The sequence below is a fragment of the Luteimonas abyssi genome (assembly GCF_001482195.1).
GTDB classification, from domain to species: Bacteria; Pseudomonadota; Gammaproteobacteria; order Xanthomonadales; family Xanthomonadaceae; genus Luteimonas; species Luteimonas abyssi.
Window position 1 is genome coordinate 2399042 of record NZ_KQ759763.1, and the last position, 16771, is coordinate 2415812.

A 16771-nucleotide genomic window follows, 5' to 3' on the forward strand; every position below is an offset into this window, starting at 1 on the left:
TACCCTATCGGATGGTGCCGCATGGTTGCAGGTCTCGACGGACTGCGCTTCAGCCACTGGAAAGCCGAGCAACGCGATGACGGCGTGCTGGTGCTGGCCTTCGACCGCGCAGACGAATCGGTCAACACGTTCGCGCAGGACGTGCTGATCGAACTCGACACCCTGCTCGAGCGACTGGCGCTGGAGCCGCCCAAGGCGGTGGTGATCCGCTCGGCCAAGGACAAGGGCTTCGTGGCCGGCGCGGATATCCGCGAGTTCGCGGAGTTCGATGCCAAGGGCACGATCGGCGATTCGATCCGCCGCGGCCAGCAGGTGTTCCAGCGCCTGGCGGAACTGCCCTGCCCCACGGTCGCGGCCATCCACGGCTTCTGCATGGGGGGCGGCACCGAGATCGCGCTGGCCTGCGACTATCGCGTCGCCAGCGACGACGACTCGACCCGCATCGGCCTGCCGGAGGTGAAGCTGGGCATCTACCCGGGCTGGGGCGGCAGCGTGCGCCTGCCCCGGCTGGTCGGCGCACCGGCGGCGTTCGACATGATGCTCACCGGGCGCGCGCTGTCGGCCAAGGCCGCGCGCAATATCGGTCTGGTCGACAAGGTGGTGCAGCCTCCGTTGCTGATCGACGCTGCCGCGGCGCTCGCGTTGAAGGGAACCCAGCGTCCGTTCAAGCAGCGCGCGCTGGGCTGGCTCACCAATACGTGGCCCGCGCGGCAGGTGCTGGCGCCGCAGATGGTCAAGCAGGTCTCGCGCAAGGCGCGCAAGGATCACTACCCGGCCCCGTACGCGTTGATCGAGACCTGGCGCCGCACCGGCGGCGGCATCCAGCAGCGGCTGGCCGCCGAGCGCACGTCGGTGGTCAAGCTGGCGGGCACGCCGACCGCGCGCAACCTGACCCGGGTGTTCTTCCTGCAGGAGCGCCTCAAGGGCCTGGGCGGCAAGGACCACGGCATCACCCGCGTCCACGTGGTCGGCGCCGGCGTGATGGGCGGCGACATCGCGGCCTGGTCGGCCTACAAGGGCTTCGAGGTGACGCTGCAGGACCGCGAACAACCCTTCATCGACAAGGCGCTGGCGCGCGCGCAGGAGCTGTTCCAGAAGAAGGTCAAGGACGATGCCAAGCGTCCCGCCGTGTCCGCGCGCCTCCGGTCCGATCTGTCGGGTGAAGGGGTGGCATCGGCCGATCTGGTCATCGAGGCGATCGTCGAGAATGCCGAGGCCAAGCGCGGCCTGTACGCGCAGGTCGAGCCTCGTCTTCAGGGGGACGCGCTGCTGACGTCCAACACCTCGTCGATCCCGCTCGACGAACTCACCCGCGACCTACGCCGACCCGCGCAATTCGCAGGCCTGCACTACTTCAATCCGGTCGCCCTGATGCCGCTGGTCGAAATCGTGCGCCACGAGGGCATGGACGAAGCGACCCAGGCGCGCTTGGCCGCGTTCTGCAAGGCGATCGGCAAGCTGCCGGTGCCGGTGGCCGGCAGTCCCGGTTTCCTGGTGAACCGCCTGCTGTTCCCGTACATGCTGGAGGCGGCCACCGCCTACTCGGAAGGCATACCGGGCCCGGTGATCGACAAGGCGGCGGTGAAGTTCGGCATGCCGATGGGGCCGATCGAGCTCATCGACACGGTCGGCCTGGATGTGGCGTCGGGCGTGGGCCAGGAGCTGGCGCCCTTCCTCGGCTTGAGCATCCCCGCAGCGCTGGCGACGCCTCCCGAGACGGGGCGGCGCGGCAAGAAGGACGGCCAGGGCCTCTACACCTGGGAAGACGGCAAGCCGAAGAAGCCCGAGGTGCCCAAGGACTACCAGACGCCGGACGATCTGGAGGACCGACTGGTCCTGCCGATGGTCAACGAGGCGGTGGCCGCCCTGCACGAGGGCGTGGTGGCTGACGCCGACCTCCTCGATGCCGGCGTGATCTTCGGAACCGGCTTCGCCCCGTTCCGCGGTGGCCCGATCCAATACGTCCGCACGACCGGTGTCGACGCCCTGCTCGCGCGTCTGAGCGCCCTGCAGGCGCGCCATGGCGATCGTTTCGCGGCACGCCCGGGCTGGGACAACCCCGCACTGAGGGGCTGATGACCGGCACCCCGTCGCCACCATGGCGGCGGGGCCGACGGCTCACGCGATCTAGAGCGCGCTCGCACGCGCCTGCAGCGCCTCCAGCAACGCCTTCCGCTCGGCGGGATCGAGATCCAGCAATTCGAAGGCCTCGCCGAAGAACAATCCATCGAGGACCAACGAGATCAGCAGGGCATCGATGAAGCGTGGGCCGGCTGCGCGCAGTCGGGTCAGGTGTTCGAGCTCGAGCTGTCGTGGCTGCTCGAGCAGGCTGGGCGTATTCACTGCTGCGGCGATGAACGAGCGTACCGCGTGAGGTTCGTGCAGACGATGGTGCTGCTCGTCCATCTGTGCTTCGAGATACGCGCACATGTAGCCCGCCGGTGAATCCGGGTGACGCGCACGCGCCGCCTCCAGGCTGCGCCGGTGCTGCTCCATGTGATGCTCGACCATGCCGCCCAACAGCGCTTCCTTGCTGGGGAAGTGATAGAGCAGACCGCCCTTGCTCACGCCCGCTTCTGCAGCGACCGCGTCGAGGGTGAGATGGGCGGCACCCATGCGCTGCGACAGGCTCTCCGCCGCTTCCAGGATCCGCTTTCGGGTATCGGAACGGCCGCTCATCCGCCCTTCCCGGCACATTCAAACATCATTCAGCTCCAAAAACTGTACCATCCAGACGGTAAAGTCAGCCGGAAGGATACCACTGTGCTCATCGACCTCCCCACGACGACGTTCCAGTCCGTCTACCGCGCACCACAAACGGATGCGATCCAGACGCTGGCCTGGATCGAGGAATTCTCGAACCTCGCACGCCATGCGATCGAGGAGGAGGACGACGAGGAACTGCGCCGGCAGTACGAAGACGAACTGCTCCGTCGCGCCAAATGGCTGCGCGCCGCCGGCTTGTTCGACATCATGCACATCCGTCACCCGGCCCTCCGGGCGATGGTGGACGACGCCATCGGCTGAGCCACGCACCGGTCGAGGCCGGCCTGTCAGGCGTCACATGGTGTGGGTGGACTTTTCCGCGTTCAGCGTGCCCGCGAGCAAGGTCTCGATCTTCCCTTTCACGTTCTCGCCCTCGTGGGTGTCCGCGAACTGCACCCCGATGCCGGCCATCCGGTTGCCCTGCGCGCCCGGCGGCGTCACCCAGATCACCTTCCCGGCCACGGGCAGGCGCTCGCTGGACTCCGGCAGGATCAGGAGCAGGAACACCTCGTCGCCGATGAAGTAACGCTTGGGCGTCGGCACGAAGATGCCGCCGTACTTCAAATAGGGCATGTAGGCGCTGTAGAGCTGCGCCTTGTCCTTGACCGCCAGCGACAGGATGCCCTGCCGCGCGCCACTGCCGGTTGCCGCCATCGCGTTATCTCCTCGTCGTTCCGGTTCCGGTGCCTCGCCCGTGCGGCTGCCCCTCGCGGACGCCGACGGTGGTACGCCAAGCTAACAGCAATGCCGTGACCGCGAGGTCCGCGCGTACGGTGGTGCGCAACAGGTCGCGGGTCCGGTTGGCCTCCGCGAACCAGGCGGTGAGCCCACGCATCTGATGAGGGTCGGTCGCCCCGGCGGCGCGTGCAGCCGCCAGATCCGACGCATGCCGCAACCGCATGCCGGCGTGTTCGTCCGTCGTCCAGGCCTTGGCCACCTCGGATGGCGCGCGCCGGCCGTCGGCCAGCGCGGCCAGGTCATCGGCGACGGCCGCCCGCAGGGCCATCCCGCCGCTGCTCAGCCACTGCGCGGCCAGGCCGGGATGACCACGTGCAGCCTGCAGGGCGGCCTCGGCATCGCGTGCCGGCACGCCCTGGGCTTCCAGCCAGGCCAGCGCTTCGTCGGCAGGCGGCAGGCGGAACTCCAGGCGCTGGCAACGGCTGCGGATGGTGGCGGGCAAGCGCATCGGCTCGGCGGCCACCAGCCAGAGATAGCGGCCCGGTTGTGGCTCCTCGAGCGTTTTCAGCAATGCGTTCGCGGCCGCGTGGTTGATCGCGTCGGCGGGGTCCAGGATGGCCACGCGCGCACCGCCGTACTGGGCGGTGAGCGACAGCTTCTCGGTGAGCGTACGGATCTGCTCGATGACGATCTCGGTGCGCAGCCGGGTGCCGTCGCGGTTCGGCTCCAGACCGACCGTCAACAGGTCGGGATGGGTGCCCGCAGCGATCAGCGACGCCGCGCGGGTGTCGCGGTCGGCTCGGAGCACGTGTGCGGCGAGCCGATCGGCGACCGCGCGCTTGCCGAGCAGCGCAGGTCCGCACAGCACCATCGCATGACCCATGCGACCCTCGTCGAGCGCGGTCACCGCACGCAGATACGCACGCTCCTGCCAGGGCGACATCGGCACGGCGCTCATGCCGTCTTCCATGCGCGCCAGGCGGCGACCGCCGCGGCCGCCACGGCCTCGGCCGAGGGTGCGGCATCGATCACCCGGAATCGTGCCGGCTCCGCGGCCGCGCGCGCGAGGTAGGTCCGGCGCACCCGTTCGAAGAACTCATCGCGCTCGCGCTCGATGCGGTCCGGCGCGGCGTCCCGGCCGCGTGCCCGCGCCCTGCCTTCGGCGACGTCCACGTCGAGCAGCAGGGTCAACCCGGGGCGCAGGCCGACGAAGTCGCGTTCCAGGGCCTCGATCCTCGCGGGGTCGAGGCCGCGACCACCGCCCTGGTAGGCATAGCTGGAATCGGTGAAGCGGTCGCACAGCACCCAGGCCCCGCGCGCCAGCGCCGGGCGGATCCGTTCCTGCACGTGCTGCACCCGAGCGGCGAACACCAGCAACAGCTCGGTCTCGTCCGTCGCCGGCGCCTGCCCGGGATCGAGCACCAGTTCTCGGATGCGCTCCGACAGCGGCGTCCCGCCGGGCTCGCGCGTGCAGACGACGTCGGCGCCGTCGGCGCCGAAGGCCTCCCGCAGCGCGTTCAGGACGGTGGTCTTGCCGGCCCCCTCGCCGCCTTCGAGGGTCACGAAACGCGGATGGCGCACGATGTCGATGCGGTCGTCGATCATGGTCACCGCGGCCCGAACCGTTCGCGGTAACGGCGCACGTACTCGCGAACCGCCACGTTGTGCTCGGCATAGGTCCGGGAGAAGACATGGCGTCCGCTGCCGTCGCCGACCGCGACGAAGAACAGCGCGTCGCCATCCGCCGGACGCGTCGCCGCGCGGAGCGCATCGGCGCCGACCATCGCGATCGGCGTCGGCGGCAGGCCGTCGCGGGTGTAGGTGTTGTACGGCGTGTCGGTCTGCAGGTCGCGGCGGCGGATGTTGCCGTCGAAGGCTTCGCCCATGCCGTAGATCACCGTGGGATCGGTCTGCAGGCGCATCCCCAACTGGAGGCGGCGCACGAACACGCCGGCGATCGCCGGACGCTCCTCGGGAATTCCGGTTTCCTTCTCCACGATCGAGGCCAGCACCAGTGCGTCCTCGCGGGTCTGCAGCGGCAGATCGTCGGCACGGGTGGACCAGGCTTCGTCGAGCGCGCGCTCGAGCGCGCTGCTGGCGCGGCGCAGGATGTCGAGATCGCTGTCGCCGCGGGTGAACAGATAGGTTTCGGGCAGGAAGCGGCCTTCCGGATGCACGCCGGGCTGTTCGAGCGTCGCCATCAGCGCGGCATCGTCGAGTTCGGCGCTGTCGTGCTGCAACAGCGGCTCGCGGGCCAGCGCGGCACGCAGCTCACGGATGTTCCAGCCTTCGACCAGGGTGAAGCGGTGCCGCACCACGCGGCCGTCGCGCATGTTCGTCAGCACGTCGCGCGCGCTCATCCCCGGCGCCAGTGCGTACTCGCCCACGTGCAGACGGCCGGCGGCTCCCAGTTGCCGGGCCAGGACCTGCCATTCGAGATCCGTGCCGGTGTGGACGCCGGCCTCGCGCAGTTTGCCCAGCACGCGCAGAAAGGAATCGCCCTGCGCGACGACGTAACCGTCGCCGGCCTGGAGGCCGGGCAGCGGATCCTGCTGGAACCCCTGCCAGCGATCCCAGGCCCAGTACGCGACGCCACCGGCGAGCAGCGCCAGCAGGGCGAGAACCAACACCAACCCGGAGCGGCGACGTGGGGCGGCCATTACAGGCCCCCGCGGGGAATGCAGAAGGACACGATCATCCGCGCAAGGATACCTGCGCGCCGCCTGCGCCGCCCTCACCCGGGTCGTCCGCGCCCGAGGCCTTCGCGTCGCGCACGCCGTCCGATGCATCCGCATCCGCCGCCAGCGCGCGCAGCATGCCGCGCGCCTTGGTCCGGGTCTCGTCGAGCTCGCGCTCCGGATCGGAGTCGGCGACGATGCCGGCACCGGTGCGGAAGCGTACGCGGTCGCCCGCCACCTCGGCGCTGCGGATCAGGATGTTGAGATCCAGGTCGCCATCGCGGTTGAGCCAACCCATGGCACCGGTGTACGCACCGCGCCCGCCCCCCTCGAGTTCGGCGACGATCTGCATGCAGCGCACTTTCGGGCAACCGGTGATCGTCCCGCCCGGATGCACCGCGGCGATCACCTCGCCCGGCGTGGTGCCGGCGCGCAGCCGCCCGCGCACGTTGCTGACGATGTGGTGGACCTGCGCGTAGCTTTCCACCGTCATCAGTTCGTCGACCTCGACCGTCCCCGGCTGGCTGATCCGCCCCAGATCGTTGCGCTCCAGGTCCACCAGCATCACGTGTTCGGCGCGCTCCTTGGGATGGCCGATCAGCTCGCGCACCCGTGCCGCATCGTCGTCGCCGGGCAGGCGCGGCCGGGTACCGGCGATCGGCCGGGTCTCGACCTGCTCGCCGCGCACCGACACCAGCCGCTCGGGCGACGCGCTGACCACCGCGGCCTCGTCGGCGGCGAACAGCCCCGCGAACGGCGCAGGACTGATGTCGCGCAGCCGCGCATACAGCCGAGCCGGATCGAGCGGCGCATCGAAACGCGCCTCCCAGCCGCGCGAAAGATTCACCTGGAATACGTCGCCGGCCGCGAGGTAGTCGAGGATCCGACGCACACCGTCGGTGAAGCGGGCATCGGGCGCTTCATCCAGTGCGGCCGGACCGCGCCATGCGGGCCACACCGCAGGCGCAGGGGCCTGGAGATCGGTTTCGAGCCGATCGAGCAGCGCCGCCTCGCCCTGCTCCGCCACCGCCACGCACTCCCCGGTGGCGGGGTCGCGCAGGATCCCCGCCGGGCAGCGCAGCGCCAGCGCAACCGGCAGCGCGCCGGCTGCGGCTGGAAGCCGCAGGACCGGTTCGATCTCGGCACCGAGTTCGTATGCCAGCAACAGCGCCCAGCCGCCACGAAACGGCCAGCGCGGTTCCTCTCGAGGAAGGCGAAGCGCCTGCCACCACGCGTCGAGCGCCTGCAGGAAACCGCCGGCGCGCAACGTGCCGTGGGCATCGCGCACATCGCCGTCGCCGGCCAGCGTCAATCGCTCGCCATTGCTCATCAACAGCATGTCCCAGCGCGCCTGCCCGGTGCCGTGCGCGACCGATTCGAGCAGCACGGGATAACGTGCGGGATCGCGCCGATGCAGGGCGAGCAGATCGGTGTCGGGCGCGAGCGGGCGGGTGATCAGCACGGGGACCAGGGCGGGCGGCGCGACGGGAGGGCGATTCTAAGGGAGCCGCCGCCCGGGCGCGATGCGGTGGGCTCGCATGGCCCGGCGTGCCGGCCATGCTCGACGCCATCGCCGCCGCCATCGCGCCGGGCCGATCGAGGTCGCCCTGGCCCGGACCATGCGTCGCCCTGGCGAGAAATGATCAAAAAAGGACGCCAGCAGTCCGCTGGCGTCCCTTCTCCAGTCCCGCAATCGCCGATGCAGCGTCGCCGGTCAGACCTTCGCGAACACCAGGGTGCCGTTGGTCCCGCCGAAGCCGAACGAGTTCGACAGCGCCACGTCCACCTGCACCTCGCGCGCGGTGTGCGGCACGTAATCCAGATCGCAACCCTCGGACGGATTGTCGAGGTTGATCGTCGGCGGCAGCACGCCGGTGTGCACGGCCATCGCCGAGTACACCGCCTCGATGCCGCCGGCCGCGCCCAGCAGATGCCCGGTCATCGACTTGGTCGAACTCACCGCGATCTCCGCCGCACGCGCGCCCAGCACGCTCTTGACCGCCATCGTCTCGGCCAGGTCGCCGGCCGGGGTCGAGGTACCGTGCGCGTTGATGTAGCCGATCCGCGCCAGGTCGATGCCCGCGTCCGCGATGGCGGCCCGCATGCAGCGCGCCGCACCCTCGCCGCTCTCGCTCGGCGCGGTCATGTGGAACGCGTCGCCGCTCATGCCGAAGCCGACCACCTCGGCGTAGATCCGCGCACCACGCGCCTTCGCGCGCTCGTATTCCTCCAGCACCAGGATGCCGGCGCCGTCGCCCATGACGAAGCCGTCGCGGCCGGCGTCCCACGGACGCGAGGCCTGCTCGGGCGCGTCGTTGCGGGTCGACAGCGCCTTCATCGCCGAGAACCCGCCGAGCGAGGTCGGCGTGGTCGCGTACTCGGCGCCACCGGCGATCATCGCGTCGGCATCGCCGTACTGGATCATCCGCATCGCCAGGCCGATGTTGTGGGTGGCCGTGGTGCACGCGGTGACCGCGGCGATGTTCGGCCCCTTGGCGCCGGTCATGATCGAGACCTGGCCGGCGATCATGTTGATGATCGTGCTGGGCACATAGAACGGCGACACCTTGCGCGGGCCGCCCTCGTGATACTTGATCGTGGTGTCCTCGATGCCCTTCAGGCCACCGATGCCGGCGCCGATGGCCACACCGATGCGCTCGGGATCGGATCCGGCCACGTCCAGGCCGGCATCCTCGATCGCCATCATCGACGCGGCGACCCCGTAGTGGACGAAGGTGTCCATCTTCTTGATGTCCTTCGGCGCGATCCAGCGGCTGGCGTCGAAGTCCTTCACCTCGCCGGCGATCCGGGTCGGAAAGGCGGAGACGTCGAAGTGGGTGATCGGCCCGATGCCCGAACGGCCGGCGGTGATCGCCTCCCAGTTCGAGGCGAGATCGTTGCCGACCGGGGACAGGATGCCCATCCCGGTGATGACCACGCGTCGCTTGGACATGAAGTACTCCTCAATCGTCTGTCATGGGCGTACGGCAGCGTACGCACGCCTGAAACGCACGAGGCCGCATCAGCGGCCCCGGGCATCGTCACGGTTCCGGCCGGGCACTCACGGCCCCGGCCGCGGCAGGTCAGCTCTTGACGTGCGCCTTGACGTAGTCGATCGCCTGCTGGACCGAGGTGATCTTCTCCGCCTCTTCGTCCGGGATCTCGCACTCGAACTCTTCTTCCAGCGCCATCACCAGCTCGACGGTGTCGAGCGAGTCCGCGCCCAGGTCGTCGACGAACGACGCACTCGGATTGACTTCCTCTTCCTTCACGCCGAGTTGCTCGACGACGATCTTCTTGACGCGCTCTTCGATGGTGCTCATAGGGGTGTGCTCCGCTGGGGGCCTCTGATCGGCCGATAGTGTAAGGGAAAGGCTGCCGGGCGGCGACGCGCGCCGGCAACCGTTCGGGTCGGGGGCTCACGCCCCCCGATTCTGGCGACGGCGCGCCCGGGTCACGGCATGTACATGCCGCCGTTGACGTGCAGGGTCTCGCCGGTGATGTAGGCCGCGTGCGGGCCGGCCAGGAATGCCACCGCATTGGCGATGTCGGCCGGCTCGCCGAGGCGGCCCAGTGCGATCTGGCCGATCAGCCCGGTCTTGGCCTCCTCGGGGAGGGCCCGGGTCATGTCGGTGTCGATGAAGCCGGGCGCCACGACGTTCACCGTGATCCCCCGCGAACCGATCTCCTTGGCCAGCGACTTGCTGAAACCGATGATGCCCGCCTTGGCCGCGGCGTAGTTGGCCTGGCCGGCATTGCCGGTCACGCCGATCACCGAGGCGATGTTGACGATGCGGCCCTTGCGCGCCTTCATCATCCCGCGCATCACCGCCTTGGACATCCGGTAGACGCTGGAGAGATTGGTATCGAGGATGGCCTGCCAGTCCTCGTCCTTCATCCGCATCAGCAGATTGTCCCGGGTGATGCCGGCGTTGTTGACCAGGATCGACGGCGTGCCGAACGCCTTCGCGACCTCATCGACCAGCGCCTCGACCGAAGCCGGATCGCTCACGTCGAGCACGCGACCGTGACCGCCGGCCGCCTCGAGACGGGCGCCGATGGCCTGCGCGCCCGCTTCACTGGTGGCGGTGCCGATCACGGTCGCGCCCTGCGCGGCCAGCGTGTCGGCGATGGCCGCGCCGATACCGCGGCTGGCGCCGGTGACGAGTGCGATCTCGCCGGAAAGGGGTTGGGTCATGGTCTGCTCCAGACGGGGTTGGTGCCTGCCGCGGATGTTCGCGGACGGACACGGAGGGGGCCCACGCGGGCCGGCGACGACGCCGTCTTATCCCTGCGGTGTCGCGCCCGGGGGCCGTTTCAGAACCGGGCCCGTCATCGGGCGCGCCATTCGGCCAGGGCTGCGTCGAAGTCGTCGGGCGTGCCCAGCGCGCGGGCCTCGAAGCCTTTGTCGATCCGTTTCGCCAGACCGGCCAGGACCTTGCCCGGTCCGCATTCGGCGAAACGGACCGCGCCGCGCGCGCCCAGCGCGCGCATGCAATCGGTCCAGCGCACGGGCTGGTAAAGCTGCTTCACCAGCGCATCCCGGATCGCCTCGACGCCGTCATGGACGGCACCGTCGACGTTCTGTACCACCGGCAGCGACGGCGTGCGCCAGTCGAGATCGGCCATCGCCTCGCCGAGCCGACCGGCCGCATCGCGCATCAGCGGCGTGTGCGACGGCACGCTGACAGCCAGCTTGACCGCCTTGCGCACCCCCTGCTCGGACAGCGCGCCGAGCGCACGATCGACCGCTTCGGCATGCCCGCCGATCACGATCTGGCCGGGCGAGTTGTAGTTCGCGGGCACCACGACCAGACCATCGGACACGTCCGTGCAGACCTGCTCGACCAGCGCGTCCTCGGCACCGAGCACCGCCGCCATCGCGCCGGTCCCGGCCGGCACCGCGGCCTGCATCAACTGGCCGCGCAAGCGCACCAGCCGTGCGGCATCGGCCAGAGACAATGCATCGGCAGCCACCAGGGCGCTGTACTCGCCCAGGCTGTGCCCGGCCAGGGACGCCGGCTGTGCGCCACCTTCGGCACGCCAGAGACGCCACAGCGCCACACTGGCGGCCAGCAACGCGGGCTGGGTGAATTCGGTGGTGTTGAGACGCGCTTCCGGACCCGACTGGGCCAGCGACCAGAGGTCCACATCGGCACCCTCGGACGCTTCCGCGAAATCGTTGCGGATCGACGGATGACGCTCGGCGAGCGCACCGAGCATGCCCAGCGACTGCGAGCCCTGGCCAGGGAAAACGAAAGCGAGCTGGGGGTCGGTCACGCAGGACATCCGGCTTCAGAAAGCGAAGCGCGAAATGATACGGGCATGGACGCCACCCTGTCTGTACGAGGGCGTATGTCTACCTGTTCGCCGATGTTGGCGCCCATCACGCGTTGTCGCCGATCCAGCGCCCGTTTCCGGCCGGCCGCCGCCGCTCGAACCCGGAGCCGGCTGCGTCTCGAGCCATTCCGGCCCGCCCGACCGCCTGCTCAGAACAACAGGTCGGCGAAGAAATCGATCTCGCCATCGTGGATCAGATCGATCCCCAGCAACACGGCGATCGCCAGCAGCAGCGGCGCAGCCGCACGCAGCACCGAAATCGCACGTGCCACGGTCCGCGTATCGCGATGCCGCAGTTGCCGCGCGAAACGGCCCAGCGGCGCCAGCCTGGCGCCGACGCGACCGGCGGCTTCCGCCACTTCGGTAGGCGCCTGGGCCAGCGCATCGCCGATCATGCCCGACAGCACGTCCTGACGGCCGCCGTAATACCGCGCGGTGCCGTAGGCGAACAGCACCCAGTCGCGGGCCTGGGCGTCGTCGAGCGGCATCACCTCGAGCGGATCTTCCTCGAAGTCGATGAAACCGACGCCCCGCTCGTCGACGGTGAGGTTGCGCGGCCAGGGCTGACCGAAATGGGCGCCGCGCGCATGACCGTCGCCGATCGCCGCGATCGCCTCTTCGGTGAGCGCATCGAGACGCGCCGGCTCGCCAGCGACCTCGCGCATGCGTGACGCCAGGGTCGGGCCGATGTCGCTGAGCACCAGCGCCCCGTCGCCGACCCCGAGAATCTGCGGCACCCGGACCCCGGCATCCTGCAGTTCCAGAATCCGCCGTTGTTCGACATCGCGCGCATCCCGACCGGCATGATGCGGCGGCGGGCGCAATGGCCCCAGACCGAGTTTGCGGGCGAGCAGGTCCAGCGCGGCGAGGCGATAACGCCGTCCGCTGCCGTTGTCGTAATGCTTGAGCCAGGCGGCCTCGCCTGCAATCTGGATCGGCTCGATCATGCCGGACGCCTCTGCCCGGTCGACAGGACCGGCCTTAACCGGTCTTTAATAACGCAGCAGGGCCGAACCCCAGGTGAAGCCGCCCCCGAAGGCCTCCAGAAGCAGCAACTGGCCCCGCTGCACCCGTCCCGACCGGACCGCAGCATCCAGCGCCAACGGGACCGAGCCCGAGGACGTGTTGCCGTGCTGGTCGACGGTCACCACCACCCGCTCCATCGGCATCTCCAACCGCTTCGCGGTGGCCTCGATGATGCGCAGGTTGGCCTGATGCGGAATCAGCCAGTCGATGTCGTGACGATCCAGGCCGTTCGCCGCCAACGTTTCCTCGACCACGGAGTCGAGCGCCTTGACGGCGTGCTTGAAGACTTCGTTGCCGGTCATGTTGATACGCACACCGGCGTTGGGCTCGTCGTCCTTGAAACCCACCGACACCCCGACCGGGTTCCACAGCAGCTCCTTCTTGCCGCCATCGGCGTGCAGGTGGGTACTGAGGATGCCGGTCTCGCTGTCGGCCTTGAGCACCACCGCGCCGGCACCGTCGCCGAACAGCACGCAGGTGGCGCGGTCGTTCCAGTCGATCATGCGGGTGAGGGTCTCGGCACCGACCACGAGCACCGTGCGCGCCGCACCCGCGCGGATGAACTTCTCGGCCACAGACAGCGCGTACACGAAGCCCGAGCAGGCGGCGTTGACGTCGAACGCACCGCAGCCGGCCACACCCAGACGATGCTGGAGCAGACAGGCGGTGGAGGGGAAGATCAGATCGGGCGTCGTGGTCCCGAGCACGATCAGGTCGAGCTCGGACGCCTCGACACCGGCCGCCTCGAGCGCTCGGACCGAGGCGTGATACGCCAGGTCGCACGTGGTCTCGCCTTCGGCGGCCATGTGACGCTGGCGGATGCCCGTACGCGAGGCGATCCATTCGTCACTGGTATCGACGCGCTTGGCGAGCTCGTCGTTGCTGACCACATTGGCCGGCAGATAGCTGCCGGTCCCGGCAATCCGCGCATACACGCGGGGAATCGTCTGACCCGTTTCGCTCATCGTTGACCGCTGTCCTTCCGCTGCCGGGGGGCAGCTGCCAGAGGCGCGACGCGACGTGCGGAACCTGGCGGGACCCGACTGCGGTCGCGGAGCGCCGGAAGCCGCCGTCGCTGCGACGGCGGCGGGTGGGATCAGTCTTCGTCGACGATCCGGACCTTCGGCTGGATCACCTGCTTGCCGCGGTAGTAACCGTCGGCGGTGATGTGATGACGCACATGCGTCTCGCCGGTGGTCGGATCGGTGGACAACTGCTTGGCCTGCAGCTTGTCGTGCGCGCGGCGCATGCCACGGCGGGAGGGGGTGACGCGGGATTTCTGCACAGCCATGGGATTGCTCCAGCAATGGATCTTGAACGGATCTGGTTTTTCAGGAACGAGGCGCCCGGAGGCCCCTCAGGGATTCTTCTTCAACGCTGCCAGCGCCGAGAACGGATTGGCTCGCGCCTCCTCGTCCGCCGCCACCGGCCAGTCGCGCTCGACGGCTTCCGACCCGGGCGCCGTCGGCACCAGCGGCACGGCGAGGAGAAGCTCGTCCTCGACCACGTCGGCCGGCCGCAGCATGCCGTCCTCCGCCAGCAACAACGCCTCGTACCCGGGTGGGAGCGCGGCTTCGTCGGCTTCGTCGCGGATCAGGCCGAAGCGCTGTTCCACCTGCACCGGCTGCACGAACGTCTGCAGGGTGCGCTGGCACTGCAGCGGCAGCCCGGCTTCGGCCCGGATCGCCACGAACGGCACCTGGAACGCGTCACGGCCGAACTCCATGGCGAAGACGGCGTCGCCGTCCACCGACTGCAGTGCTTCGCCCAGACGAGGCATCGCCGACAGCGGCAGGCGTCCTTCGAACACCCGCTGCGCGGCGATCATGCGCCAGGCATCGACGACTTCGGGCAGATCGGTGGACATAAGAGGCGGAATGTTAGAGCCTGCCGAGCCAGCGTGTCAAATACGCACGCCGCCGGAACTGGGCTGCAACCCCTTGTCCCGTGGGGAGATTTGCCCGCACCCCGACACGGGGGCAGACTGCGCTTCGTATTTCCCGGGGGGCGGCGTGACCATCATCGCAAGTCTGATCGCCGTGGCTGCGTGCGTGACGGCCCTCGCCTGGGCCTTGCGCCGTGGCGGGCAGCGCAAGCAGCGCGCATTCACCGGGGTTCTCGATGCCGCCGACGCGTTCGAGGACCGGCTGCGCACCGCGCGCGCCGAACTCGAGGCGATCACCGGCAACGAAGACAATCCGGTCCGCGAGGCGATGCAGGAGATGCTGCGGCAGCGACTGTGGCTGCAGCAACATGGCGCCACCGCCAGCGCCGCGCGCCTCGACGAGGTGCGCGCGGCCATCGACGAGGCCCGCGCGCGCATCGAGCAGCAACTCGACCGGATCGAGCGCGCGCGCGCACACACGCCATGACGACCTCTTTCCTGCTGGTACTCGCCTCCACGTCCGCCTACCGTCGCGAACTGCTCGAACGCCTCGGGCGGCCGTTCGAAACAGCGCGTCCGGATGTCGACGAAACGCCCCGACCGGGGGAAACGCCAGCCTCGCTCGCCGGGCGCCTGGCCCGCGCCAAGGCACGGGCGGTCTCGCTGCAGCGCCCAGACGCCTGGGTGATCGGCTCCGACCAGGTCGCCGACCTCGACGGTCAGCCACTGGGCAAACCGGGCACCCACGCAGCCACCGTCGCCCAATTGCGCGCGATGGCGGGCCGCCAGGTCCATTTCCACACCGGCGTGGCGCTCGCGCACGCCGGCGACTGCCGGGCCGCCTCCCTCGATCTGACCCGCGTGCATTTCCGTCCGCTGTCCGATCAGGAGATCGCCCGCTACGTCGACGCGGAACGCCCCTACGATTGCGCAGGCGGATTCAAGAGCGAAGGCCTGGGCATCGCGCTGTTCGACGCCATCGACACCCGCGATCCCACCGCCCTGATCGGCCTGCCCCTCATCGCGACCGCGAAGCTGCTTCGCGAGGCGGGGCTCGCCCTGCCCTGATCCACGCGCAGGTCAGAGCGTATCGAAGGGCGCGTAACGACGGGCATGCAGCGCTTCGAGCCGCCTCCTGGCATCGTCGCTGCGCTCGAAATAGATTTCGCGCAGCAAGGCATCGTCTACGTCCGGCCAGCTCGCCCGAATCGCATCGGATGTCCCGGTTGCCTTGACACCGACGACGTACGCCTTCTTCGCCAGGTGCATGCCATTGAGCGCACTCAATGCGAATACGAAGACCGCAGCCCGCTTGACCCATCTCGAATGCCGGAGCAAGCCATCGCGCCGGGCCGCCAGAAATATCAGGCCGAACCAACCCAGCCAGAACGTCGAGGAAAACGAGACGTAACGTGTCACGAACGCATGGTCGGCGCCGAAGGCACTGGCACGCCCTAGCGCGGTCAGGCCCGCCGCCCCCAGTGCGAACAGCATCCAACCGATCCAGAACCAGGCCTCTCGCTGCCCACGCATCCACCAGCCCAACCCGACACCGTACGCAATGGCGGCGGCTGCGATCCATGGCGCCACACCGGTGGCATACCGTGCGACTCCGCCCCCAATGAAGTTCAAGACGTAGAGCACCGCCATCGTCGGATCCGGAATCCCCGTGCCTCCGCCACGCGATAACAGGTGAGCGACACCCGCAGCCGCGATGGTCCATGGAAGCAACAGCCACAGGAGGCGCCGAGAAGAGGGCTGGCGCAGCACGATCAGCGCGCAGGCCACGGGAAACAGAGCCAGCCCCGTACTGAAACTCACCGACGCCACGATGGCACACACCAGAGCCATGCCGTTCTGCCGAGGCCCCAGCGTCCCCCGGGTCAATGCGCGAAGACACAGCGCCGCAGAGGCGAGGCAGACGAAGACCGCGATCTGCCACCCCCACTGCAAGTTGGCCAGATGCCCCGGGTAGAGCGCCAGCAGGGCCAACGCATACCACTGCTTCGAGGCGCCCTCGCCCATGTCCTGCTGCGCCTGCTTCAGCACGACGAATGCGAACACGAGCAGGAATCCCCAACTGAGCAGGCAGTCCAGCCATGGGTCGCCCGAGGAGAGACTCGTCGTCAGGAGCAGTACCGCGTAGGCGGTGGCATGGAAATGACTGCCGTGATGGACTTCGAGCAGTTGGCCGAGGCGCAGGTCGCCCGCACGCCAAGCCTCATAAATAGGCACCAGATCGAGGTGGTCCCATAGCATCATCGGCACTCGCCAGGCGAGGCCAATCCCGAGCAGGAGCACCGCGAGCGCAACGGGGGCCCGCCAGGGCGCGAGGCGGCTCAGGTCGCGCTGTCGGAGCCAGGTCGGAATCGGACGGGCGGCGCTCATACCCGCCGCC

At 69.3% G+C, this 16771-nt stretch carries 18 protein-coding genes and 1 pseudogene; 4 read left to right on the forward strand and 15 right to left on the reverse strand.

The annotated features are described in order from the left end of the window. Positions 1–21 precede the first annotated feature (21 nt). A complete protein-coding gene (locus RG19_RS10170) occupies positions 22–2076 on the forward strand; it encodes a 3-hydroxyacyl-CoA dehydrogenase NAD-binding domain-containing protein (RefSeq protein ID WP_058835177.1) in 2055 nt (684 codons plus the stop codon). Between the two features lie 51 nt (positions 2077–2127). On the opposite strand, the gene RG19_RS10175 is transcribed toward RG19_RS10170, so the two are convergent. Further along, positions 2128–2679 carry a TetR/AcrR family transcriptional regulator gene (locus RG19_RS10175; protein WP_058835178.1) on the reverse strand — a complete coding sequence of 184 codons (552 nt, stop codon included), beginning with the start codon at positions 2677–2679 and terminating at the stop codon, positions 2128–2130. 84 nt (positions 2680–2763) lie between these two features. Here RG19_RS10175 and RG19_RS10180 point away from each other — a divergent pair, with 84 nt between their 5' ends. Further along, a complete protein-coding gene (locus RG19_RS10180; RefSeq protein WP_058835179.1) occupies positions 2764–3027 on the forward strand; it encodes a hypothetical protein in 264 nt (87 codons plus the stop codon). Between the two features lie 33 nt (positions 3028–3060). Here the strand turns inward: RG19_RS10180 and RG19_RS10185 are convergent, their stop codons facing one another. The 13 genes and pseudogenes from RG19_RS10185 to RG19_RS10245 form a co-directional block, all read right to left on the reverse strand. After that, entirely contained in the window at positions 3061–3420 is a 360-nt protein-coding gene (locus RG19_RS10185; protein ID WP_058835180.1) for a PilZ domain-containing protein, read from the reverse strand. Positions 3421–3424: 4 nt separating this feature from the next. Further along, positions 3425–4402 (reverse strand): DNA polymerase III subunit delta', encoded by a 978-nt coding sequence (locus RG19_RS10190; protein ID WP_058836544.1) that lies wholly within the window; start codon positions 4400–4402, stop codon positions 3425–3427. Beyond that, positions 4399–5049 (reverse strand): dTMP kinase, encoded by a 651-nt coding sequence (gene tmk, locus RG19_RS10195; RefSeq protein WP_058835181.1) that lies wholly within the window; start codon positions 5047–5049, stop codon positions 4399–4401. Before tmk ends, RG19_RS10190 begins: the two co-directional genes overlap by 4 nt. Positions 5050–5051: 2 nt before the next feature. After that, the gene (gene mltG / locus RG19_RS10200; protein ID WP_058835182.1) at positions 5052–6104 is read right to left on the reverse strand and encodes an endolytic transglycosylase MltG; all 1053 of its coding nucleotides are present in this window, start codon (positions 6102–6104) and stop codon (positions 5052–5054) included. A gap of 133 nt (positions 6105–6237) precedes the next feature. Continuing rightward, a pseudogene (locus RG19_RS10205) lies at positions 6238–7584 on the reverse strand (aminodeoxychorismate synthase component I); the annotation flags it as partial. Between the two features lie 252 nt (positions 7585–7836). Continuing rightward, positions 7837–9075, reverse strand: coding sequence for a beta-ketoacyl-ACP synthase II (gene fabF / locus RG19_RS10210; protein WP_058835183.1), 1239 nt, complete (start codon positions 9073–9075; stop codon positions 7837–7839). Positions 9076–9205: 130 nt separating this feature from the next. After that, on the reverse strand, positions 9206–9445 hold the full coding sequence (gene acpP / locus RG19_RS10215) for an acyl carrier protein (protein WP_058835184.1): 240 nt from the start codon (positions 9443–9445) through the stop codon (positions 9206–9208). Positions 9446–9576: 131 nt separating this feature from the next. After that, positions 9577–10320, reverse strand: coding sequence for a 3-oxoacyl-ACP reductase FabG (gene fabG / locus RG19_RS10220; protein ID WP_058835185.1), 744 nt, complete (start codon positions 10318–10320; stop codon positions 9577–9579). A gap of 134 nt (positions 10321–10454) precedes the next feature. Then, complete coding sequence (gene fabD, locus RG19_RS10225) at positions 10455–11402, reverse strand: ACP S-malonyltransferase (RefSeq protein WP_157515235.1); 948 nt, start codon at positions 11400–11402, stop codon at positions 10455–10457. A 209-nt stretch (positions 11403–11611) separates the two neighbouring features. Next, positions 11612–12409, reverse strand: a complete 798-nt coding sequence (locus RG19_RS10230) for a BUD32 family EKC/KEOPS complex subunit (protein ID WP_058835187.1) — start codon at positions 12407–12409, stop codon at positions 11612–11614. 45 nt (positions 12410–12454) lie between these two features. After that, complete coding sequence (locus tag RG19_RS10235) at positions 12455–13453, reverse strand: beta-ketoacyl-ACP synthase III (RefSeq protein ID WP_058835188.1); 999 nt, start codon at positions 13451–13453, stop codon at positions 12455–12457. A 131-nt stretch (positions 13454–13584) separates the two neighbouring features. Continuing rightward, on the reverse strand, positions 13585–13779 hold the full coding sequence (gene rpmF, locus RG19_RS10240; RefSeq protein WP_058835189.1) for a 50S ribosomal protein L32: 195 nt from the start codon (positions 13777–13779) through the stop codon (positions 13585–13587). Between the two features lie 66 nt (positions 13780–13845). Further along, positions 13846–14355 (reverse strand): YceD family protein, encoded by a 510-nt coding sequence (locus RG19_RS10245; RefSeq protein ID WP_058835190.1) that lies wholly within the window; start codon positions 14353–14355, stop codon positions 13846–13848. 145 nt (positions 14356–14500) lie between these two features. On the opposite strand from RG19_RS10245, the gene RG19_RS10250 reads away from it, so the two are divergent. Beyond that, the gene (locus tag RG19_RS10250; RefSeq protein ID WP_058835191.1) at positions 14501–14860 is read left to right on the forward strand and encodes a hypothetical protein; all 360 of its coding nucleotides are present in this window, start codon (positions 14501–14503) and stop codon (positions 14858–14860) included. Continuing rightward, positions 14857–15441 carry a Maf family protein gene (locus RG19_RS10255; protein ID WP_058835192.1) on the forward strand — a complete coding sequence of 195 codons (585 nt, stop codon included), beginning with the start codon at positions 14857–14859 and terminating at the stop codon, positions 15439–15441. Before RG19_RS10250 ends, RG19_RS10255 begins: the two co-directional genes overlap by 4 nt. Before the next feature lie 12 nt (positions 15442–15453). On the opposite strand, the gene RG19_RS10260 is transcribed toward RG19_RS10255, so the two are convergent. Next, the gene (locus RG19_RS10260) at positions 15454–16761 is read right to left on the reverse strand and encodes a hypothetical protein (RefSeq protein ID WP_058835193.1); all 1308 of its coding nucleotides are present in this window, start codon (positions 16759–16761) and stop codon (positions 15454–15456) included. Between the last annotated feature and the right edge of the window lie 10 nt (positions 16762–16771).